The organism is [Eubacterium] eligens ATCC 27750 (assembly GCF_000146185.1).
GTDB classification, from domain to species: Bacteria; Bacillota; Clostridia; order Lachnospirales; family Lachnospiraceae; genus Lachnospira; species Lachnospira eligens.
Genome location: NC_012778.1, coordinates 2057077 through 2080765, shown reverse-complemented (window position 1 = coordinate 2080765; position 23689 = coordinate 2057077). Strand labels below are relative to the sequence as shown.

Sequence of the window (23689 nt, the reverse complement as noted above, 5' to 3'; positions counted from 1 at the left end):
TGCTAAACTTTAATGAGTTGTAAAATGCGACAATTGAATCAATTTTAACATTCAGTAAGCACAGGAATGAGGAATATATAACCATGAATAAATATGAATTAGGAATTAAGATAGACCAGATTAAGAAACTGGCTGCCAAGAAGGATTATGCCGAGGCTGCAGCTATTGCAAAAGAGCTTAACTGGTCAAAGGTAAAGGACTGGCAGTCACTTGCTACCGCAATTAATGTGCAGGAAGCAGTTGGTGATTATGAAGAAGCAAGAGATATGGCAATTCTTGCTTATAATAGAAATCTTGGAGGAAGAAAGCTTGTTTATAAGCTTACAGAATTCTTTATTAAAGTTGGAGATTTTGAAAATGCCAATGAACTTTATGAAGAATATAGCAGAACATCACAGCATGATGTGAGCAGATTCATTCTTTTATATGATTTGAAGAAAGCGCAGAATGCATCTGATAATGAACTAGTAGGAATCTTAGAGGACTACAGGGATCATGAGATTGATGAGAAATACATGTATGAGCTTGCAACTCTTTATTATAAGACGGGAAGAAAAGAAGAGTGTGTCAAGACTTGTGATAATATTGTTCTGTGGTTTCAGGATGGAAGATATGTTGAAAAGGCAGTACAGTTAAAGGAGCAGCTGGGTGTTACGCTTACGAAGACACAGAAGGGTATCTTAGAGGATGTGAAGAAGAGAAAGGATGACATCGAGGCTGCTAAGGAAGAGCTTTTTGCTAAACAGAAAGAGTTAATAGATCTTAAGAGAGATGATGTTGAGGATGTTTTCAGGGAAGAAGATGAGAAGATATCTGAATTACCTAAGAAGGCAGCACAGACACCTAAGGAAGTACATCTTAATGTTCCAGAGTACGACAGGCAGCAGGAGGAAGGTCCTCTTTCAATGGATCTTGTCCAGAATGACCAGAATAATGATATTAAAGAGTTTATTATGAAAGCACTGAGCAAGAACAGTGATAACAGTAAAAGTCAGCTGTCGGAGCAGGAGGCCAGTGTAAGAAAGATTGAGACTCCACAGGTTGAGAAGCCGGAGGTTGCAGAAGCCTTAAGTGAAGCTGGAGAAAAAGCATTTTCTAATGAAATTAATAAGGCAAATCTTTCATTAAAAGAGCTTATCGCAAATGCAAAGCAGAAGCTTGATAATAATTATGATAAGATTAATAAAGAAGATGAGGCAGAGCAGAGAAGAGAGACAGAGGCTCGTATTAATGAAAAGGCAAAGAATATTGATATTAATGTTCCGGTTCCGGATTACAGCCTTTATGATACAAGAAATCTTCAGGAAGAGCTTGCAGCTAATATGAGTGATTTGTTTAGAGCTGACGAAGAAGATGAGGATGTTAAGACATTTGTACCAGCTTCAAAGCATCAGGATGAAAAGCAGGAAGAGAAAGAGCCTGTTAAGGAAAATGCTATGGCAGTATCTGTGAACACTGATACAGTTGATGAAACTGAAGGAACAGAGACATCAGATGATGACCAGATTGAAGGCCAGATGGATATAACAGAATGGATGCAGTCTGTCAGGGAAGAGAAATACGGTAAGCAGGATACGAGAGAATTTTCTAAGTCGGAGCTTGAGAGGTATCTTGACGAAAAAGAAGAAAAAAGCGCTGCCTATGAGAAAATGGTTGAACGTAAAAAAGCAGAAGCTCTGGTAGCAGGCAAAGAGATTGACAAAGAGGAAGCAAAACAGGTTGCTCTTGCACAGATGGCGGTTGATTCAGCAAGAATGGATTTAGCTATCAGAACAGGTAAGGCTGCTGCAAGATTAGAGCAGGAAGCGGCAAAGGCTGCGGCAGCAGTAACTAAGAAGGCACCAGTTAATGCAGAGGAACCAAGTGAAGAAATTCCTTTAGTTACAGCACAGATTCCAACAGTTTCAGAATCTATGATATCAGATATCAATTCAATTATGAATGATGATAATAATAAAGAAGAAGGTGATGAGGCTGTTGCCCAGCAAGAGGCAGCTGCGGGCGTTGAGCCAGAAGAAACAGTTCCATTTACTAGACAGAACAGACAGCCGGAGAGTATGGAAGAATATAATACAGACAACGATGAAGTCGAAGAAGAAAAAGATAAGAAGCTTACAGGAGAGCTTGCCAAGATATTCAGAAAGTACAGGGATATGCCGGGACTTGAGGAGCAGCTTGTTGATTTATTCGATACAATCGATGATGAGATGCAGATTAATACATCTAAAGTGGGCAATATTCTCATTTCTGGTAATTCAAGTTCAGATAAGACAGATCTGGCAAGAACAATTATTAGAGCAATCAATACATTATATCCTGATAAACAGAAAAAGATTGCAAAGACATCAGGAGAGAGTATAAACCAGCGCGGAATTGCAAAGGCTATGGGAAGACTTAAAGGTACTGCACTTATTGTAGAAGGCGCAGGAACAATTCAGCCTAAGAGAATTAACGAGCTTCTTAACTGTCTTGAGCAGGATACTGACAGAATGATAGTTATATTCGAAGATTCAGATACAGATATGAATGTACTTATTAACTTCAATCCTGAATTAACTAACACATTTAATCACAGAATTATTCTTAAGCAGTATACAGTCAATGAACTTGTTGAGATGGCGAAGAGATTTGCAAGAAAGAGACAGTATGAGGTTGATGATGATGCATTACTAGAACTGTATCTTAAGATTGACAAACTCCATAACGTGAATGATAATATTAAACTTGATGATATCAAGGAAATTATCAATCAGGCAATTGTCAATTCTGAAAGAAGAGCATCAAGAAGATTCTTTGGCGGACTTAAGAAGAAGAGAAGCGAGAATGGTGATGTTATATTCTTGACAGAGGCAGACTTTAAAGACAGATAAAACTATATGCACAAATGTGCTTACACAGGGAGGAAACTATGACTAATATCGATGAAATGTCAATTAATGCAATCAGAGTATTGTCAGCAGATGCAATTCAGAAGGCGAATTCAGGACATCCTGGACTTCCACTTGGAACTGCACCAACAGCTTATGAATTATGGACTAACCATATGAATTACAATCCTGCTGATCCTAAGTGGGAGAATAGAGACAGATTCGTTCTTTCTGGCGGACATGGTTCAATGCTTCTTTACTCATTGTTCCATTTACTTGGAATTGGCAATCTTTCTTTAGATGATGTAAAGAATTTCAGACAGATGGGCTCAAAGACACCAGGACATCCAGAGTATGGTCATACAGTTGGTGTTGAAGCAACAACTGGACCTCTTGGACAGGGTATGGCTATGGCAGTAGGTATGGCTATGGCAGAAGCACATCTTGCATCAGTATTTAATAAGGATGGATACAATGTAGTAGACCATTACACATATGTACTTGGTGGAGACGGCTGTATGATGGAAGGTATTTCATCAGAGTGTTTCTCACTTGCAGGAACATTAGGTCTTTCAAAGCTTATTGTATTCTATGATTCTAACAATATATCAATCGAAGGAAGCACAGATATTGCATTTACAGAAAATGTAATGAAGAGATTTGAAGCATTTGGCTTCCAGACAATCGAGGTTGCTGATGGCAATGATATCGAAGCTATAGGCAAGGCTATTGAAGAAGCTAAGGCTGATAAGGAAAGACCTTCACTTATCAAGGTTAATACACTTATCGGATACGGTTGTCCTGCAAAGCAGGGTAAGGCAAGCGCACACGGTGAGCCTCTTGGTATTGATAATGTTGCAGCACTTAAGGAAAATCTTAACTGGCCATGCAAGGGTGATTTTGAAGTACCACAGGAAGTATATGACCATTATAAAGAGATAGCAGCAAGAATGGCTGAGCCAGAGAAAGAATGGAATAAGCTCTTTGCTGAATACTGTGAGAAGTTCCCTGAGATGAAGGAACTCTGGGATAAATATTACAATGGATGTGATATGTCCGATTTATTCAATTCTGAGGAATACCTTGCGAAGCCAGAGAAGGCAGAAGCAACAAGAAGTTCAAGTGGAACAATTCTTAACATGATTAAGAATCTCATGCCTAACCTTATTGGTGGTTCAGCAGATTTAGCACCATCTAATAAGACTAACATGAAGGATGCAGGAGATTTCTCTAAGGAGAATTATGCAGGAACTAACCTTCACTTTGGTGTAAGAGAACAGGCTATGGCAGCAATTGGTAATGGACTTGCACTTCATGGTGGATTAAGACCATTCGTTGCAACATTCTTCGTATTCAGTGATTACACAAAGCCAATGGCAAGACTTACATCACTTATGAAGTTACCAGTTGTATATGTATTCACACATGACAGTATCGGAGTTGGTGAGGACGGACCTACACATGAGCCAATCGAGCAGCTTGCAGCATTCCGTTCAATGCCTGACTTCACAGTATTCAGACCATGTGACAGAACAGAGACAGCACTTGCATGGGAATATGCTATTGAGTCTAAGGATGAGCCAACAGCATTAGTTCTTACAAGACAGAATCTTCCACAGATGGCAGGTTCATCTAAGGAAGCACTCAAGGGTGCATATATTCTTGAGGATTCAGATAAAGAGACTCCAGATGGAATCATCATTGCAAGTGGTTCAGAAGTGAACTTAGCTGTATCTGCAAAGGCAGAGCTTAAGAATGCAGGAATAGATGTAAGAGTAGTAAGTATGCCATCTATGGACGTATTCGAGAAGCAGTCAGATGAATACAAGGAATCAGTACTTCCTAAGAGTGTAAGAAAGAGAGTTGCAGTTGAAGCACTTTCAGACTTTGGATGGTACAGATATGTAGGTCTTGACGGAAAGGTAATCTGCATGAAGACATTCGGAGCTTCAGGTCCGGCTAACCAGTTATTCGAGCATTTCGGATTCACTGTAGAGAATGTAGTTAACACTGTTAAGAGTCTTTTCTAAGATGATAGAATAATAAGAAAATTAATATAAAAAATCAGGGATTTCGGTTATTAAATATAACTGGAATCCCTGATTTTTTTATGTTGTCAAGTGCAGAATGTGCCATATATTACCGAATGTGCCAAAACTACCCGATACAAATGTGACGTATATTACCGAATATGCCATATATTGCAGAATATGCCAAAACTATTGCATGATGCCATCGTAACTGTCAACAATTCTTTTAATGCTTCGTGTTCCAAGACCATGATTAATAGTGTCCGGTTTGGTTGTTTACGCTTGACATAATATCTATAGTTAATTAAACTAACTATAGATGTAGTAACTTTAAGGGGGATTACAATGAGAAGAATAGCAGCAGGATTAATTGTTATAATGTCAGTTTTGCTTGTGTCATGTAAGGGGAAAACAGGGAATACGATAACAGTAGGAAGTGATAAGCTTGATAATACGCAGTCATATTTTTCTGAAAGCATGCATATGGTGGCAAGATGTGATACAGGATATTATTATCTTGATAAATGCAGCGCATCAGATGATAATCTTATGTTTTATGATGATAAGTCAGAGGAAAGCATTGTGTTATGTAATAAACCACAATGTGGGCATGATGGAGAAGAGTGCATGGCATATATTTCAGGAAGTGAGTTTAAAAGTGAGTTGTATTACTATAATTCGTACATATATATGATAAGTTCCAAGGGAAATCTTGTACAGATAAGTGCTGACGGAACACAGAGAACAGACCTTGGAAGCATATGCGTCCTGAGTGGACAGGATAGTGTGTCAATGTGCTTCAATGATGGATATGCATATGTATCTCAAGAGATAACGGGAGATATAGAAGGTAATGTAACAGTAAGGCTGTACAGATTTAATCTTGATACGGGTTCGAGCGATAAAATATACGAAGAAACGGGATATGGTATAGGAATTAATTCGCTTAAAACATATGGCAGTGACACATTTTTTTTAAAGACATCTGTTTCAAAAGATGATAAGGGATTATATTCGTTGGAAGGAAAAGGAATATTCAGAATTACAGGGGAAAATACTGAATGTCTGCTTGACAAGAATGTGTATAGTTACTGTATAGATGCAGATAATAACAAGCTGTATTACAGCGGGCTTGGAGATGGAACGATATATGAATATGATCTTGGCAGCGGCAAGTCAGAAAGCATATATAAAAGCGATAATGATACAGGATATTTTTATATAACATTTGACGGAAATTATATCTGGATGGATGATGAAGGATATAAGAGTATGGCAATGTATTTTAACAAACAGAGCAGTTCACTTGATTATACGATATATCAGTTAGGCTTAGATGGAAAGCTTATAGCAAAGAGAACGATTCCAGACGAGGAAAAGATATTTTCAATTATGCACGGGGACAGCAGGAAGATGTTTATGTTCTCATCTGTGAATAATAGAATTGTATATATTGATAAGAGCAACATTGAAAAAGGGGATATTAAGGAGCTTAGGTAGATGAAGGAACTGGGGAGACTGCTTAATAGAAAAACAATATTGCTAATTCTGGCTGCGGCATGTATATGTGTCGTGGCTGTTTTTGCAGGGGACTTTTCAGACTGTGGAATAGATAATTATAAGATTAAAGTAAGAGAGTACAACTGGCTGATTAATGGGCATACAGATGAACAGATACAGGAGCATGCTGACGAACTGGCACAGGATGAAAGAAGAATATTTAAGAGACTTGCAAAGGAATACAAGGAAAAGTCTGATTATATTGATGGATATACAGAAAGTGTCAAAGCAGTTATTACAAATGCCTCGAATATGAAAAAATTCAGTGTGTTCGGTACATCAGAATCAATAGCTAATATCAATAAAACGGAAAATGATTATAAAAGGATTGAAAATGTACAGGTTAGGGAATTAAACAGCAGGGCAGTTGAACAGTTTCTGAAGAATGATATTTCTATCTATATCGTTCTTGCGTTGATGATATATATTATTTATAACATTTATGAATACAGGGATAATGGAATGTGGCAGATTATCTATACTGCTGTCAATGGAAGAATAAGACTTGCAGTTAAGGACACTGCTGCAGTCGGATTGGGTGCTTTATTTGTATCACTGATTATGCAGTTATGCGGTCTTGTCTCTATGCTTGTGGTGTATGGTGGCTGGGATTTCCTTATCGCACCTGTACAGTGTCTGACAGGGTATAATAATTTCACTTATCCGATAAGCGTAATGACATATCTTTTTATAAGATATATGATTATATCTTTGATAGTTATTGCAATAGTGCTTGTTATATCACTCGTATTTGCATTATGCAGGAAAAGAATCAGTTCAATTGTGCTGGTGGGTATAATTGCCGGAGCGGAAGCATTTGCATACCAGAATATATCAATGCAGGGCAGATTAAGAATTTTCAAGAAGATTAATATAATAAATGTGATGGATGTAAGCAATATACTCAGGAAGTATGATAATATCATGATAGCAGGTGTTCCTGTGAGCATGGTAAATGTGCTGTGCATGGTGTGTATTATTATAGCTGTAATATCAGCAATATTTCTTGCGTTACTTGGAAAGGTTATCCGTCCGGGAAGAAGTGCTGGCTTTATAGGAAAAATGATTGAAAAAATCGGACATGGAGTTCAAAGGATTTTGTCCAGACTTCCGCATTTCTGGAAAGAAATGTACAAATTTTTAATAACAGCAAGAGGCTGGATTGTAATATGTGTTGTTGTGTTTATAACAATATTTATATGTAATAACCAGAAAATAGCATATTCTGAAGATGAAAAGAAGCGTGATGAATATTATCAGCAGTATGGTGGCAGGGATTACAGTGGATTTACCAGTCTTATAGATCAGAGACAAAATGATGTTTATGAGGCACAGGCAAAGCTGGATGCTGCAAGAGAACAGTATGAGCGGGGGGAACTTAGTGAGGATGATGTAAGCAGATATGTGTACAACCTAATGGATGCTGCGAGACTGCTTGATAACATGAGCGAATATATGCAGCAGATAGAATATGTTTCACAGATAAAAGAGCAGTACGGAATAGATGCGTTTGTTATGTCACAACGGGGATACGACCAGATATTTGGCAGTAAAGGAGCAACGAGAAAACTGCTTATATATATTATACTCGGATTTGGAGTTGTTCTTATTGCAGAGACTGAAAGCTCAGTGGAATATAAGAACGGAATGAATATGCTTATTGGCTCGTCTAAGAGAGGAAGAAGATGGGAACATACAGTTAAGGCTGCTGCTGTCTGCATATTGGTGGGGGCAAGTGCATTTTTACTGTATATAATCGAAATGATAATAATGTATAAGGCATATGGTATGCCATATATTAATGCACCGCTTATAAGCCTTACATATATGAATACAGCAAAGGTATTCAGGAATATAACGATAAGCCAGTACATGCTTGTTCTCATGGCAGAGGAGATACTATTCGCAGTAGCAGTCGGACTTGAAACAGTATTCGCTTCAAGGCACATTTTTAAAAAGAATTCAGGGAAAGGAATACCTCTGATTATAGTTATTAATACTGCTATATTATGTATTATTATGTGAGGGGAATGTATGAGATTTAAACAGTTTGAAAAGAGAGATATGCAGCTTAAGGAATTCCTTGATAAAAAAGTTATTAAAACGCAAAGTAAAAAGATATCGGGAGCAGAGCAGGAAGAACTGGATTTAATATTGTATATGGAATTTCCAACAAGTACATATTCATGGTATATGAATAAACAATCATCAGATACGGTACTTAGGGAAAGAAATGATATGCTTAATGCCATACTTATAGAGGCAAAAGTTATATATAATGATGGAAAAGAGGAGACTTGTTATTATAGGATTCAGACTGGAATAGCAGATAGTTATATGTTGTTTAAGAGAAACTTGTAGTTGTAAATGAAAACTTTTAGAAATGCTTTTCGTATATATTTAGGGGGTACATATGCAAAAAAGAATTATAATAAAAATTATATTTTGTCTGATATTGTTTATATCAGCAATAGCTGCCATAATTATAAAATTGAATTCGGATAAACCTAAAGTTGGTATATCGAGATTTGAGCTGTATTGTAAGACGATTAATGTTGACTATGATGACAAAACATATTCAATTGATGATAAGCAGAATATTCATAAAATAGCAGAGTATGTCAGTAACATTTACCAGAATTCAGTGCCTGTTGTTGATACAGCAGAATCTTATGATATTGTGGTAGATTTTAATAATAAGATAAAAATCAAGATTTCATATAACGAGAATAGACTGTATTTGTTTGAGGCTGAATCTGATAAATCAACATATAATTGTAAAGGTCATGCCCAAATATCTGATGAGCAGATAAAAGAACTGATAAACATGATGGAAAGCGTGAAATAAAAATATAATTGTTCATGGAATATTTACAAAAAATTATAATAAAATTTACTTGAATTATTATACGGGCAAGCATATAATAAAAGCATAGGGTTTGTTTATAATTTAACAATCAAATATTTATGTACGGAGGTTTTATTATGGTTCGATTTACTTTACCAAGAGATTTGTATCATGGAAAGGGTTCTTTGGAAGCCCTCAAGACACTTGAAGGAAAGAAAGCTATCATCTGCGTTGGTGGCGGATCTATGAAGCGTAACGGTTTCCTTCAGAAAGCAGAGGATTACCTCAAGGAAGCAGGAATGGAAGTTAAGCTTTTCGAGGGTATCGAGTCTGATCCATCAGTTGAGACTGTTATGAAGGGCGCTGCTGTTATGACAGAGTTTGAGCCAGACTGGATTGTTGCTATCGGCGGAGGTTCTCCTATTGATGCTGCTAAGGCAATGTGGATTAAGTATGAATATCCTGATACAACATTTGAAGATATGTGCAAGGTATTCGGTCTTCCTAAGCTTCGTAAGAAAGCTCATTTCTGTGCAGTTTCATCTACATCAGGAACAGCTACAGAGGTAACAGCATTCTCTATTATTACAGATTATGAGAAAGGTATTAAGTATCCTATAGCAGATTTCGAGATTACTCCTGATGTTGCTATTGTTGATCCTGAGCTTGCAGAGACTATGCCGGTTAAGCTTGTAGCACATACAGGTATGGACGCCATGACACATGCAATTGAGGCTTATGTATCAACTGCTAACTGTGATTACACAGATCCACTGGCACTTCATGCTATGGAGATGATTCAGGCTAATCTCGTTAAATCATACAACGGAGATATGGCAGCAAGAGATTCAATGCACAACGCACAATGTCTTGCAGGTATGGCATTCTCTAATGCATTACTTGGTATCGTTCATTCAATGGCACATAAGACAGGTGCAGCATTTAAAGGTGGACATATTATCCATGGTGCAGCTAATGCTATGTATCTTCCTAAGGTTATCAAGTTCAATGCCAAGGATGAGACAGCAGCTAAGAGATATGCATTTATCGCTGATTTCTTACATCTTGGTGGCAATACACAGGATGAGAAGATTGACAATCTTATCGCTATGTTAAGAAAGATGAATGATGAACTTAATATTCCTCACTGCATCAAGAATTATGGTGAGGGTGGTCTCCCAGCAGAGACAGGATTTGTATCAGAGGAAGAATTCAAGGCTAAGTTACACGACATCGCAGCCAATGCTATCCTTGATGCATGTACAGGTTCTAATCCACGTCAGCCAAGTCAGGAAGAGATGGAGAAGCTTCTTACATGCTGCTACTATGATACAGAAGTTGACTTCTAATAATTACATATAAGAATAAATGTTAAGCCTTCTGGTAATAATACGGTTGTATTAATTATCAGGAGGCTTTTTATTATGGCATTGAATGAAAAAGAAAAGACTACGATTAAGGATTTACAGACTCAGGAGCAGACCTGTATCAAGAAGTACAAGAAGTATGGACAGGATGCTAAAGATCCTGTGTTAAAGGAGCTGTTCTCTACATTAGAGAGGAATGAGCAGAAGCACTATGACACATTAGGACAGATTCTTGAGGGAAAAGTTCCTGAATGTGACTGCAACGACTGTGAGGGAAAAGAGTATGAGCCTGAGGCAACATATGATGTGATGAGTAAGTCAGATGATAAGGAAAGCGACGCATTTTTAGCAACAGACAGTATTGGCTCTGAAAAACTTGTATCGGGAGAGTATAATACGAATGTGTTTAATTTTGCTGATACAGCCATCAGAAAGATTCTTGCTGATATCCAGATTGAGGAGCAGAATCATGCAGAAATGCTTTATAAATATAAGACTGTTAATGGAATGGCTTAAATTGTAAGCTGAATGTAATATTTGTATGTTATAATCCTTTATGTGTAAGAAATTTTTATGCATAAAGGATTTTTTTAAATTTTTTAAACCTTTTTAAAAGTTGTTCCGTATATATCAATGAAAGAACAAAAGATAATTGTTTTTAGTCTGTAATACATAGTAACCGGGGGTGAGTAGATGGGTTTGCTGTCTAAAGGTCAGGATGTCGAACTGATAAAAAGAATCCTTGATAATAATGACAGAAAAGCGGCAGATGAACTTGTAAGCCGTTATTACAAATGTGTATATAAGCACATTTATATTAAGGTTAAAGATGAAGAGACGGGGATGGATATCACGCAGGAAACATTTATTGCGGCATTAAGAGGGTTGGGGTCCTTTAATGATGCAAAAGCTTCATTTAAGACATGGCTTACAAGAATTGCTGACAACAAGGTCACAGATTATTTCAGGAGCAGGCAGTATCATGAGAGTATTGTTACCCAGATTATGGATGATACTTTACCAGAAACAGCAGATGAAAGAGCAGGTACGGAGACGAGTGTGCTTGATAAGCTTTCATATGAAGAGATGGAAAAAATGTATGGTCATCATAAGAATTGTGAATGGGAGACATTCAGACTGAAAGTGTACGAGGGATATACTTTTGGGGAAATCAGTGCCAGTCAGGGGGTTGAACTTAGTACGGTAAAGAGCAGATATTATTCAATGCTTAAACGAGTCAGAAAGGAGTGGGATTATCTTGAGTAAAGTAAAATATCCAGATAGGGAAAAGATTAGAAACCAGATAGACATTATTTTGGATAAGTCAGATTTGTTTAATGATTCACAGGATAAGACTATACATACAGATAATAAAATAGTAGAATTAAAGCCAGTAAGAGAAAAAATTCCGGTTATGCGTGTGATACAGTTTGTAGTTACGGCTGCGGCAATTGTGATATTTGTTGTTGCAGTTAAGAATTACAGTGTTGTCAATAAAAAAACATCAGGAACAAAAAGCCAGATACCTCTGGCTACAGGAAGTGCAGATGGTCCGGATGCTGTATATACAAGAGAAGCAGGCAGTTCTGATGCAGGTAATGAGGCTGATACCACTTCGCAGATTATATATGGCGATATAGCAGGGATTAATATCTCCAGAGTTACGAGCAGCTATTATGGAAACTATTCAGATCCATATTCTTATCAGGAAAGAGTTGATAATGTTTTATGTGATAATGGAATGACATTTAAGATTAATATTCCATATCAGATAAAAAAGGATGGGAAATTAGTTGAAGGAGCAGATGAAATTGCTGCTGAATTAATACATCAGAGTCTTATAGAATATATTAATGCAACTGATGTGGTCTGGAAAGATGAAGTTACTGTGAGATGTGAATTATCAGGAGATAATATTATCGTTTATATTGATGATGGTAAATACGGTTACGCAGGCATAATACAGGAATAAAATAAGCTTTTGGGGGATTACATGAACGACAATAATTATTACTTAAAGAAATCTAAAGCTGTTTTAAGAGAAGTAAGGAAATCAGTTATAGGAAAAGATGATGTCATATGCAAGGTGTATATGGCAATAATTGTGGGAGGACATGTTCTGTTAGATGATATTCCCGGAGTTGGAAAAACAACAATGGCACATGCATTTGCTAATGCATTAGGACTTAAATGCAACAGAGTACAGTTTACACCGGATGTAATGCCATCAGATATAACAGGATTTTCAATGTATAACAGACAGACAGGAAAATTTGAATTCAAGCAGGGGGCAGCTATGTGCAACCTGCTTCTTGCTGATGAAATAAACAGAACATCACCAAAGACACAATCTGCATTGTTACAGATAATGGAGGAGTACAGGGTGACGGTTGATGGCGAAACATATGATCTTCCGGAACCGTTTATGGTTATTGCAACACAGAATCCGATAGGTTCAATAGGTACACAGAAATTGCCGGAATCGCAGATGGACAGATTCATGGTAAAACTTTCTATGGGATATCCTTCAGTTGAGGATGAAATTACAATTATGAAAAGCAGGTCTGAGAATGATAAAAGAAAGATATTGTCAGAGTGTGTACTTGATAATGGCGATATTCAGGCAATTAAGGAAGCAGTATCTGACATATATGTAGATGATTCAATTTATGAATATGTTGCTAATATTGTAGACAAGACAAGGCATAGAGAAAATATAATACAGGGTGTATCGCCAAGAGGAAGCATTTCGATTATTTCTATGGCTAAAGCAGAGGCATTTCTAAGAGGTAATGAATATGTTCTGCCATCAGATATTAAGAATATAGCCGTTGAGACACTTGCGCACAGACTTATTACTAATGTTGCCGGGGCAGCAGGTAATGAAGCAGCCAAGAAAGAAATAACAGATATATTAAGAATGATACCTGTACCAAAGATGCAGGAGAAATAAAGGATAATAATTATATGAAAAGAAGAAGGATATTATACATTTTCTGTCTTCTGATAGTATTGGGTGTTAATATATTTTATGTTGAATATCAGATTTTTATAATGCTTGTGTTAATGCTGGTGATTCCTGCATGTTCATGGTTTGTATATTTTATTTCTGCATTGGGAATGGGAATAAGCATGCAGATTAAGAATAATGTTGTGCTAAAAGGCAGTAAGGTACATCTGATGCTGATTAAAAAGAATAAGTATAATCTTGCATTTGTAAATGGACAGATTCATGTGAAATATAAGTACTATCACACAGGTGATGAATTTAGTTATACAGTTGATATAAAATCAGGTCTGGGAAAGTCAGCCGGAGTAATAGATATTCCAGTGGATTATTGTGGCTATATATATTTGTGGGTTGAGTCTATTGATATGTGTGATTATCTGGGATTGTTTCATAAGCGGAAAAAATATACAGGTTTAAGCAAGGTTTATATTGTGCCGGAATATGCACAGGCAGATATTATACAGACTGATGGTGGATATAGCGAAGATATGGATGATGCAGTGCTGTATTTGAAATCTGCGGGTGATGAAGTTTCTGAACTCAGGGAGTACAGGGAAGGAGACAGCCCGCGTTATATTCATTGGAAAAAGAGCAGTATATTGGCTGAGGATGACTTTATTATAAAGGAATATGATAATAATATTTATAAAACTGTATTTTTGGTTGTTGATACATTAGAGACAGGTAAAGACAAAAGACTAAGTGTCATGAGCCGGATATATCAGGATGCGTATTCACAGGGGATTGCTTATCTTGAACAGGGAATAATATGTGAGTATGTTGGCTGGGATAATTCTGCCGGGAATATTGTAAGGTATAATTTTTATGACAATGAAACCTGTATGAAAGCACTTATGGGCATTATGAATCTAAAATGCAGTGTCAGTGCGGCATATAAAGCATGTCAGAAATTATATGATCTTGATGGAATTGAACTTTCATCAGAACCAATAATTATTACATACAAGGAAAACGAATAACTGCAGAGGATATAGATGAAAAAAAGCATGGAATATAGACCGGAATAATTTAATATTACGCATAATTGTGACATATCTTGGAACAAGAGGAACAGCTTCTGTCCTGATTAATGTTACAGATAAATATGCAGGGCTGGGACTTATTGTTGTAATGTCAGCCCTTTTTTCTGTGCTGTATACTATATTGTTTTCATATTATGGCAAGCATAGCCGGATTATTAAAATATGCGGAAGTGTTGGTGTAATAGCGTTATATTCTGTTGTTAATTTAAGTAATATAACAGATGGATTTGAAAATATAGTTAATCTGTTTATGCAGAGCATGTCATCAGATCCAGAGTATGAGTATAGTGTAGTTGGAAACGGTGGGATAGCAGCGGCAGTAATATTGGTAACTATGATAATGGCTGTCTTAGCAGCGTGGGAAGTGAATATACGCCCTAATATGCTGTTTGCGCTTATTATAATACTGCCATTGCCAGGTATATTTATTGCAGCAGCTTTAGTACCGGATTTAATAAGTGTAATAGCATGTGTGTTGTTTATATTTGATTCAATGGCACTTGGAAAAAAAACAAAACGAAATAATAATGCCAGATTTATGATTATATTATCATTTATTGCTGCATTTGTTTTGATTTTTGCTTATCCGCAGACGAATTATAAAAGAATTGCTTTTTTTGAAGAAACAAGAGTCATGGTAAATGATATGGCATATAACATACTGGGAATAGATCTTGATGGAAATTCAGGTACGGATGATGATGAGACGCAGAGGCAGGAGGCTTCTGTAGGAGTAGGAACAGGCAAAGTCGGTCAGGTTGATGAATTATATTATAATGATAAAGTTGTTGGAAAGTATACTACTATTGCCAATGGAAACATACAATATATAAGTCTGTTTAAGGCGAGGGATTATGAAGATAATAACTGGACAAGATGGCTGGATACAAGAGAAAGAGAATATTCTTATGAATCAGCAACACTTGAATTTGCCAATGCACTTATAAAACAGAAAAGCATTTCTCTGGATGAAGATGAGCAGCAGTTAGCCAGAAGATTTAAAATGTATTCACCATCTTTTACAGATAATTATGGAGCACATCCGCAATTTGATGGTCCGTATAAGTTTTATATAAAAAATGGTAATCTGTCAGCATATCAGGAAATGGGAGAACTGATGAAAAAGTATAGGACAAATGCTGTATTTCAATCGTATGACAATTTTGTGAAACAGTCCTATCTTGATGTGCCGGCTGAGGACAGAATGGTTGTAGAGGATTTATTTGGGAAGATAGAGCTTTCTGACATGACTGATAAGATTGATTATATTAATTATGTTGTCGGTTATCTCAGAAAAAATTACAAATATACCATGAAGCCGGGGAAAGTTCCGGAGGGAAGAAGTGTCGTTGATTATTTTCTTAAAGAGAGTAAGAAGGGGTACTGTACATACTTTGCAACATCAGCTGCAATTATTTTAAGAAGTGCCGGAATTCCGACAAGGTATTGTGCAGGATATGTTGTTGATACAAGACTACTTGATAGTACTGATGAAGAAAAATATCAGACATTTGAAGTGTCAGATAATTCAGCACATGCATGGGTAGAGGTGTATATTGATGGATATGGCTGGGCTGTAGTTGATCCGACTCCGGGATATGGAGAAGAGGATATAGTTAAAGAGCCTTCAACGAATAGTGGAGTGAATGAATCAGAGAAACAGACAGAAACTGATATCACAGAGACAGAGCGCGAAACAGTGGATTCATCAATTGATGGAAATATCCAGGAAAGTACAACGGATAAAAAGAATATTTCAATGAAATTTTCACAAAACGGCACAATGTATGCAGCATTTATAATAATAGCTGTTGTTATGTGTGCAGTTATTATATTAATTATAATATGTGTCAGCAGGATAGTTTCAAGGCAGAGACTTTTAGACGGTGATGCGGCTGATAGTGAAAAACTGATTAAAATGTATGAATATCTTGAGAAACTGCTTGCTTTCTCTGGTTTCAGAAGAGATGAGGATATGGATTATCAGGATTATATATATGGTATTGTTGCATCTGAAAAAGAATTACAGGGAATTGGACTTGAGAAAGCAGTGCAGACAATCCTTGCGGTCAGATTTGGTAATGTAAAATGTGTTGACAAAGCTGACATAACTGGGATAATAAATACTATAAGACAGGTGCGAAGATACGCACTTAAGAAAGCCAGAGGATTGAAGAAGCTTATAGTATGTTTAATTTAGAAGAAGAGCTTAAGAAACTCCCGGCAAAACCGGGAGTTTATATTATGCATGATAAGTGGGACAACATAATATATATAGGTAAGGCGAAGGTTTTAAAGAATCGTGTAAGACAGTATTTCCAGAGCAACAGGAATAAGTCTGCCAAGATTGTGCAGATGGTGTCACATATTCAGTACTTTGAGTATATTATCACAGATTCTGAACTTGAGGCGCTTGTTTTGGAGTGCAATCTTATCAAGGAGCACAGGCCTAAGTACAATACCATGCTAAAGGATGACAAGAGTTATCCTTTTATTAAGATTACCGTTGGTGAAGAGTATCCAAGGGTACTTTTTGCAAGAAAGATGAAGCATGGAGCAGGTAAGTATTTCGGTCCTTACACTTCTGCGGCAGCAGTCAAGGACACTATTGAACTTCTATGCAAGCTGTATAAGGTAAGAACCTGTAACAGAAATCTGCCTAAAGATGAGGGCAGGGACAGGCCGTGTCTTAATTATCATATCGGACAGTGTGATGCACCATGTCAGGGATATGTAAGCGGTGAGGAATACAGAAGAAGAATTGATGAGGTTGTAGCTTTCTTAAATGGTGATTACAAGAAGATTATGGACAGGCTTACAACGCAGATGCAGGAAGCGTCTGAGAAGATGGAATACGAGGAAGCTGCAAGATACAGAGACTTGTTAATGAGTGTCAAGCAGGTTGCACAGAAGCAGAAGATTACAGCAGATGATGTTAATGACAGAGATGTCATTGCGTGTGCAAGTGACGGTCAGGACGCAGTTGTGCAGGTGTTCTTTATCAGGCAGGGCAAGCTTCTTGGAAGAGATCATTTTCATATGAAGGTTGCCGAAGGTGACTCTAAGAGCGACATAATTTCTGAATTTATGAAACAGTATTACGGCGGAACTCCATTTATACCTAATATTATTATGGTGCAGTACGAGATAGAGGATGCGGATACAATAGCACAGTGGCTTAGTGCAAGAAAGAGTCGCAAGGTAAGTATTGTCACACCTAAGAAGGGCGACAAGGAAAAGATGGTTGAGCTTGCATATAAGAATGCCCAGCTTGTTCTTACACAGGATGCGGAGAAGATTAAGCGTGAGGAGAGCAGGACAACAGGAGCTATGAAAGAGATTGCCGGCTGGCTTGGACTTGGGACACTTCACAGAGCAGAGGCTTACGATATATCTAATACAAATGGCGTTGAAAGTGTTGGCTCAATGGTCGTTTTTGAGGATGGAAAACCAAAGAAGAACGATTATCGCAAGTTCAGGATAAGAACAGTAAAGGGGCCGGATGATTATAAGAGCATGCGTGAGGTTCTGACAAGACGTTTTACAAGGGGTATGCGTGAGCGGGAAGGACTCGAGGATAGTCACGGATTTTCGAGATATCCAGACCTTATTATGATGGATGGCGGACGCGGCCAGGTGAATATTGCACTTGATGTACTTAAGGAACTGGGACTTAATATTCCTGTGTGTGGTATGGTAAAAGATGATACCCACAGCACAAGGGGTCTGTATTATAACAATATTGAGATACCGATAGATAAGCACAGCGAGGGCTTTAAGCTGATTACAAGGGTGCAGGATGAGGCACACAGATTTGCAATAACTTATCACAGAAGCTTAAGAGATAAGGCACAGGTATCTTCTGTACTTGATTCGATTGAAGGAATCGGCCCTGTAAGAAGAAAGGCACTTATGAAGCATTTTCTTGATATAGAAAAGATACGGCAGGCATCAGTGGATGAGCTTATGAAGGCTGATGGTATTACTGAAAATGTGGCAGAGAATATATACAAATTCTTTCATTGATAATACTTTTATAATAGCATTTAGAGCTTGTCTGTGATAAACTTAGGATATATGAAATCGTAAATATGAGTTTGGAGGCAGAGAATATATGAATAATGGTAAAGAGAGGGTAAAGTTATCTAAAGTTATCCAGAAAATGAATCTTGTTAATCTTACACCACAGATAGATGTGTCAGGAATCTGGCTTAATCTGCCTGATGTGAACAGACCGGCTTTGCAGCTTACAGGTTTTTATGACCAGTTTGATAATGACAGATTACAGATTATTGGTAATGTGGAGCATGCTTATCTTGCGAGTCTTTCTGAGCAGGAGAGATATGAAAGATATATGCAGCTTTTGTCAAGTAATATTCCATGTATTATATTCTGCAGGAGTATAAAGCCAGAGCCTAAGATTATTGAACTTGCGGTTAAGTATCAGATACCTCTTCTTATGACAGACCAGGCAACATCTTCATTTACAGCAGAAGTAATACGCTGGCTGAAGGTTCAGCTTGCACCATGTATCGTAATCCATGGAGTTTTAGTTGATGTATATGGTGTAGGTGTACTTATCACAGGTGAGTCTGGTATTGGTAAGAGCGAGGCCGCGCTTGAACTTATAAAGAGAGGACATCGTCTTGTAACTGACGATGCGGTTGAAATCAGAAAGGTCAGTGACGAGACTCTGGTTGGAAGCGCACCGGGAGTTACCAAGTATTTTATAGAGCTTAGAGGCATTGGTATTATTGATGTCAAGACACTTTTCGGTGTTGAAAGTGTTAAGGAAACTCAGGAAATAGATATGGTTATCAAGCTTGAGGACTGGAACAAGGACAGAGAGTATGACCGACTTGGACTTGAGGAAGAATACATAGAATATCTTGGCAATAAGGTTGTGTGCCATACGCTACCGGTAAGACCAGGACGTAATCTTGCTGTAATTGTTGAGTCAGCAGCGGTCAACCACAGACAGAAGATGATGGGATATAATGCAGCGAAGGAATTATACAGAAGAGTACAGGAAAATCTTATGAGAGGAGGGGAAGATGACGATGAGTAAGATTATATTTGGAATTGATGTTGGAGGAACAACCTGCAAATGTGGTACATTTTCTAAAGAAGGTGAGCTGTTAAGAAAAGAAGAGATTCCTACAAGAAAGGATGAGGGTGGAAGCCTGATTCTGCCTGATATAAGTGAGTATATCAAGGGCGTTCTTGCAGATATGAATATGACAACAGAGGATGTGGCAGGAATCGGAATGGGACTTCCTGGTGCATGTCTTGAGGATGGAACTGTCAACAAATGTATCAACTTGGGCTGGGGAGTATTTAATGCAGCCAATGCACTGTCTGAGCTTACAGGTATTCCTGTTAAGATTGGTAATGATGCAAATATGGCAGCACTCGGAGAATTCTGGGTAGGCGGTGGAAGCGAATATAACAGCATGGTAATGGTGACGATTGGAACCGGTGTAGGCGGTGGAGTTATTATTGATGGAAAGCCTCTTTATGGATTTAACGGTGCAGCAGGTGAGATAGGTCATCTTCCACTTGTTGAAGGTGAGACTGAGAGCTGTAACTGTGGAAAGAAGGGCTGTCTTGAGCAGGTTGCTTCTGCAACTGGAATTGTAAGAACGGCTAACCGTATGCTTGCAGAAAGTGACATGCCTTCATCTTTAAGAAGTGTGCCATACATATCGGCAAAGGTTATATTTGACGAGGCTAAGGGAGGAGATGCCCTTGCTATACAGGTAACAGAGTATGTATGCAGGTATCTTGGAAAAGGACTTGCATGTGCAGCGGGAATGGTTGACCCGGAGGTATTTGTAATTGGTGGCGGAGTTTCTGCCGCAGGGGAATATTTTATCAATCTTATTGATAAGTATTATAAGGAATGTGTGTTCCATGCGAGCAGACAGACTAAGATAGTTAAGGCTGCTCTTGGTAATGATGCAGGAATGTATGGAGCAGCAAAGCTTATTCTTGGAAATTAGTATTAAGGATAGTGAGATTATATGGATAATAAAATGTTATCAGAAGCATTAATATCAATGCTTGGTGCCGGGAATGTAAGAACAGGTGAACTAATGAAGACACATACTACATTCAGAATCGGAGGTGCTGCAGATTATTATGTAACACCACAGGCAGAAAAGCAGATAGCAGATGTTATCGCATTTTTGAAAAAATCGGACATTAAATATATTGTTATTGGAAATGGCAGTAATATTCTTGTGAGTGATGAAGGCTTCAGGGGAGTTGTAGTTGAGCTTGGCGATGGTTTTTCAGATTATGAGTTTCTGCAGGATTCACAGGATAATTCAGATGAAGTGCTTGTCAAAGCAAGTGCAGGTATGAAGCTTACAAGACTTGGCAACCAGCTTGCTGCTAATGGAATTGCTGGATTTGAATTTGCAACAGGTATTCCGGGCTGCATAGGTGGTGCTGTAAGAATGAATGCAGGTGCTTATGGCGGGGAGTTCAAGGATATTCTTGTCAGTGCAAAGGTTATTGATGATGAAGGTGTTATCAGGGAGCTTTCAGCAGATGAACTTGAGCTTGGATACAGAACAAGTATTGTAGCGAAAAGCAATATGATTGTTCTTGAAGCAACTTTGAAATTAAGAAAAGGTGAACCGGATATAATAAGAAATAATATCTCAGAGCTGGCAGCTAAGAGAAGGCAGAAGCAGCCACTTGAGTATCCTAGTGCCGGAAGCACATTTAAAAGACCGGAAGGATATTTTGCAGCAAAGCTTATTGAGGATGCAGGTCTTAAGGGTTGTGCAAGAGGTGGCGCACAGGTATCGGAGAAGCATGCCGGATTCGTTGTCAATAAGGGCGATGCAACTGCGAAGGATGTATGCGAGCTTACGGATTATATTAAGAGTGAAGTTATGGGAAAGTTCGGTGTCGGGCTGGAACTGGAAGTTGTAAAGGTTGGATTCTAAGGCTTGTTATAATTAAACAGACCAGTAATTAAAGGCAGATAAGAAAGAGAAGATGATAAGATGAAGATGATTATTGTTACAGGTATGTCAGGTGCAGGTAAATCTACAGCACTTAATGTATTAGAAGATGAGGGATATTATTGTGTCGATAATATGCCAATCTCTCTGATTCCTAAGTTTGCAGAGCTTGCCAATGCGGGAGAAGACGGATATAGCAACATAGCAATTGGTGTAGATATAAGAAGTGGTCACGCACTTGCTGAGCTGGATTCAGTGCTTGATGATATGATTAATAAGCATTTTAACTATACAATTCTGTTTCTTGAATCAAGTGATGAGGTACTTGTAAAACGATACAAGGAAACGCGAAGAACACATCCGCTTGCAATGGACGATCATGACAGAATAGATAATGTAATAAAGCTGGAAAGAGATGAGCTTAAGTTCTTAAAGAAAAGAGCAGATGTTATCATTGACACAAGTCAGATGCTTACAAGGGAACTTAAGGCAGAGCTTGAGGGCATATTCTTTGACGATAAGAATTTCAAGAATCTGTTTGTTACAGTTCTTTCTTTTGGTTTCAAATATGGAATACCTGCAGACGCAGATCTTGTGTTTGATGTGAGATTTCTGCCTAATCCATATTATATTGAAGAACTTAAATACCTTACCGGTAATGATAAGCCTGTACAGGATTATGTGAAGAAAGCTCCGGAGACAACAGAATTTCTGGAAAAGATAGATGATTTATTGAAGTTCCTTCTGCCTAATTATGTTAAGGAAGGAAAGAACAGCCTTGTTATTGCAATTGGCTGTACAGGAGGAAAGCATCGTTCAGTTACTCTTGCTAATGAAATCTATAAGCTTATAAGCAGGACTGAGTATGGATGCAAGGTTGAGCATAGAGATATTGAGAAAGATTCTAAGAGAAAAGGTTAAGTATGTCGTTTTCATCAGAAGTAAAAGAAGAGTTAGTTAAGAAAACAGATTCCGCGAGGCATTGCCAGATTGCGGAATTTGCTGCGTTTATGGGAATGTCTGGCAATGTAAGCGAGACAGATAATGGAGAATTATGTCTGGAATTCGTTACAGAGAACGAATTGTCAGTTGAGAAATTCAGTGACCTGTTATTGAGAATATTTAGCATTAAGATGGATGCTGATACGAATGAAATGGTTAAGAATGGCAAGGAAACTATTATAAGGATAACCAGACAGAGTGATGTTGCTAAGATATTGCAGACATTAAAATGGTGCGACGACCGGTTTACACAGATTGAACCGGTGTTTGTTGACGCAAGAATTGTAGCTATGGACTGCTGTAAGAAAGCATTTATAAGAGGAGCTTTTATGGAACGAGGTTCTATAAGTGACCCCAACAAGTTCTATCACTATGAGATTGTGTGCAAATATGAGGAGGACGCTGATATTCTTATGGATATGCTGCGTTTTTTCGGACTCGATGCCAAGGTTATTGTAAGAAAAAACAGTTTTGTTGTGTATATGAAAGAAGGCAATAATATTACTGATACGCTTAATCTTATGGGAGCGGTTGTATCACAGATGAATCTTTACAATGTCATGATTCTTAAGGGAATCAGTAATGATGTCAACAGAAAGGTAAACTGTGAGACTGCTAATCTTAACAAGACAATTGAAGCGGCGGTCAAGCAGATTAAGGATATTGAACTTATAAGAGATACTGTCGGGCTTGACAGTTTAAGTGACAGTCTGATGCAGGTTGCTCTTTTAAGACTCGAGAATCCTGACATGAGTCTTCAGGGATTAGGTGAGCTGTTAGACCCTCAGGTTGGTAAATCGGGTGTAAACCACAGGCTAAGAAAGATTGGCGAGAAGGCAGATGAATTAAGACAGAGCATGGGAATCTCTGTCTGATTAAATATTTTTAATAAAATTTTACATTTTCTTTTCAAATAGGGATTGACAAGAAGTGTATAATTGAAAATATGAGATAAAAGAGCAGTCATATACTGCAGAAAGGTTGA

19 protein-coding genes and 1 pseudogene are annotated in these 23689 nt (G+C 37.7%); 19 read left to right on the top strand and 1 reads right to left on the bottom strand.

Features of this window, described 5'->3' with window-relative positions; all coding sequences use genetic code 11:
* Nucleotides 1–83 precede the first annotated feature (83 nt).
* Together EUBELI_RS09685 and tkt are read left to right on the top strand one after the other, a co-directional pair.
* Entirely contained in the window at nucleotides 84–2870 is a 2787-nt protein-coding gene (locus tag EUBELI_RS09685) for a hypothetical protein (protein WP_012740227.1), read from the top strand.
* A gap of 38 nt (nucleotides 2871–2908) precedes the next feature.
* Nucleotides 2909–4897, top strand: a complete 1989-nt coding sequence (tkt, locus tag EUBELI_RS09680) for a transketolase (RefSeq protein WP_012740226.1) — start codon at nucleotides 2909–2911, stop codon at nucleotides 4895–4897.
* Nucleotides 4898–5086: 189 nt separating this feature from the next.
* Here the strand turns inward: tkt and EUBELI_RS14985 are convergent.
* Nucleotides 5087–5161, bottom strand: a pseudogene (locus EUBELI_RS14985) (hypothetical protein); the annotation flags it as partial.
* Between the two features lie 81 nt (nucleotides 5162–5242).
* Here EUBELI_RS14985 and EUBELI_RS09675 point away from each other — a divergent pair.
* From EUBELI_RS09675 to whiA, 17 genes are all read left to right on the top strand, one after another.
* Nucleotides 5243–6397, top strand: a complete 1155-nt coding sequence (locus EUBELI_RS09675; RefSeq protein ID WP_012740225.1) for a hypothetical protein — start codon at nucleotides 5243–5245, stop codon at nucleotides 6395–6397.
* Entirely contained in the window at nucleotides 6398–8482 is a 2085-nt protein-coding gene (locus tag EUBELI_RS09670; protein ID WP_012740224.1) for a hypothetical protein, read from the top strand.
* 9 nt (nucleotides 8483–8491) lie between these two features.
* A complete protein-coding gene (locus tag EUBELI_RS09665) occupies nucleotides 8492–8818 on the top strand; it encodes a hypothetical protein (protein ID WP_012740223.1) in 327 nt (108 codons plus the stop codon).
* Nucleotides 8819–8870: 52 nt separating this feature from the next.
* Entirely contained in the window at nucleotides 8871–9305 is a 435-nt protein-coding gene (locus tag EUBELI_RS09660) for a hypothetical protein (RefSeq protein ID WP_012740222.1), read from the top strand.
* 137 nt (nucleotides 9306–9442) lie between these two features.
* Nucleotides 9443–10654: an iron-containing alcohol dehydrogenase gene (locus tag EUBELI_RS09655; RefSeq protein ID WP_022097613.1), complete on the top strand. Its 1212-nt coding sequence runs from the start codon at nucleotides 9443–9445 to the stop codon at nucleotides 10652–10654.
* Nucleotides 10655–10729: 75 nt separating this feature from the next.
* The gene (locus tag EUBELI_RS09650) at nucleotides 10730–11188 is read left to right on the top strand and encodes a ferritin-like domain-containing protein (RefSeq protein ID WP_012740220.1); all 459 of its coding nucleotides are present in this window, start codon (nucleotides 10730–10732) and stop codon (nucleotides 11186–11188) included.
* A 177-nt stretch (nucleotides 11189–11365) separates the two neighbouring features.
* Nucleotides 11366–11938 (top strand): RNA polymerase sigma factor, encoded by a 573-nt coding sequence (locus EUBELI_RS09645; RefSeq protein WP_012740219.1) that lies wholly within the window; start codon nucleotides 11366–11368, stop codon nucleotides 11936–11938.
* A complete protein-coding gene (locus EUBELI_RS09640; protein WP_012740218.1) occupies nucleotides 11931–12644 on the top strand; it encodes a hypothetical protein in 714 nt (237 codons plus the stop codon). The genes EUBELI_RS09645 and EUBELI_RS09640 overlap by 8 nt, the downstream gene beginning before the upstream one ends.
* A gap of 21 nt (nucleotides 12645–12665) precedes the next feature.
* Entirely contained in the window at nucleotides 12666–13625 is a 960-nt protein-coding gene (locus EUBELI_RS09635; protein WP_012740217.1) for an AAA family ATPase, read from the top strand.
* Nucleotides 13626–13639: 14 nt separating this feature from the next.
* Nucleotides 13640–14662: a DUF58 domain-containing protein gene (locus EUBELI_RS09630; RefSeq protein ID WP_012740216.1), complete on the top strand. Its 1023-nt coding sequence runs from the start codon at nucleotides 13640–13642 to the stop codon at nucleotides 14660–14662.
* 67 nt (nucleotides 14663–14729) lie between these two features.
* Nucleotides 14730–16925: a transglutaminase-like domain-containing protein gene (locus tag EUBELI_RS09625; protein ID WP_012740215.1), complete on the top strand. Its 2196-nt coding sequence runs from the start codon at nucleotides 14730–14732 to the stop codon at nucleotides 16923–16925.
* A complete protein-coding gene (gene uvrC, locus EUBELI_RS09620) occupies nucleotides 16913–18751 on the top strand; it encodes an excinuclease ABC subunit UvrC (RefSeq protein ID WP_012740214.1) in 1839 nt (612 codons plus the stop codon). Before EUBELI_RS09625 ends, uvrC begins: the two co-directional genes overlap by 13 nt.
* Before the next feature lie 88 nt (nucleotides 18752–18839).
* A complete protein-coding gene (gene hprK, locus EUBELI_RS09615; RefSeq protein WP_012740213.1) occupies nucleotides 18840–19793 on the top strand; it encodes an HPr(Ser) kinase/phosphatase in 954 nt (317 codons plus the stop codon).
* Nucleotides 19786–20727, top strand: coding sequence for an ROK family glucokinase (locus EUBELI_RS09610; RefSeq protein ID WP_012740212.1), 942 nt, complete (start codon nucleotides 19786–19788; stop codon nucleotides 20725–20727). The genes hprK and EUBELI_RS09610 overlap by 8 nt, the downstream gene beginning before the upstream one ends.
* A 21-nt stretch (nucleotides 20728–20748) precedes the next feature.
* On the top strand, nucleotides 20749–21684 hold the full coding sequence (murB, locus tag EUBELI_RS09605) for a UDP-N-acetylmuramate dehydrogenase (protein ID WP_012740211.1): 936 nt from the start codon (nucleotides 20749–20751) through the stop codon (nucleotides 21682–21684).
* Nucleotides 21685–21744: 60 nt separating this feature from the next.
* A complete protein-coding gene (gene rapZ / locus EUBELI_RS09600; RefSeq protein WP_012740210.1) occupies nucleotides 21745–22623 on the top strand; it encodes an RNase adapter RapZ in 879 nt (292 codons plus the stop codon).
* 2 nt (nucleotides 22624–22625) lie between these two features.
* Nucleotides 22626–23579: a DNA-binding protein WhiA gene (gene whiA, locus EUBELI_RS09595; protein WP_012740209.1), complete on the top strand. Its 954-nt coding sequence runs from the start codon at nucleotides 22626–22628 to the stop codon at nucleotides 23577–23579.
* Nucleotides 23580–23689: the final 110 nt, after the last annotated feature.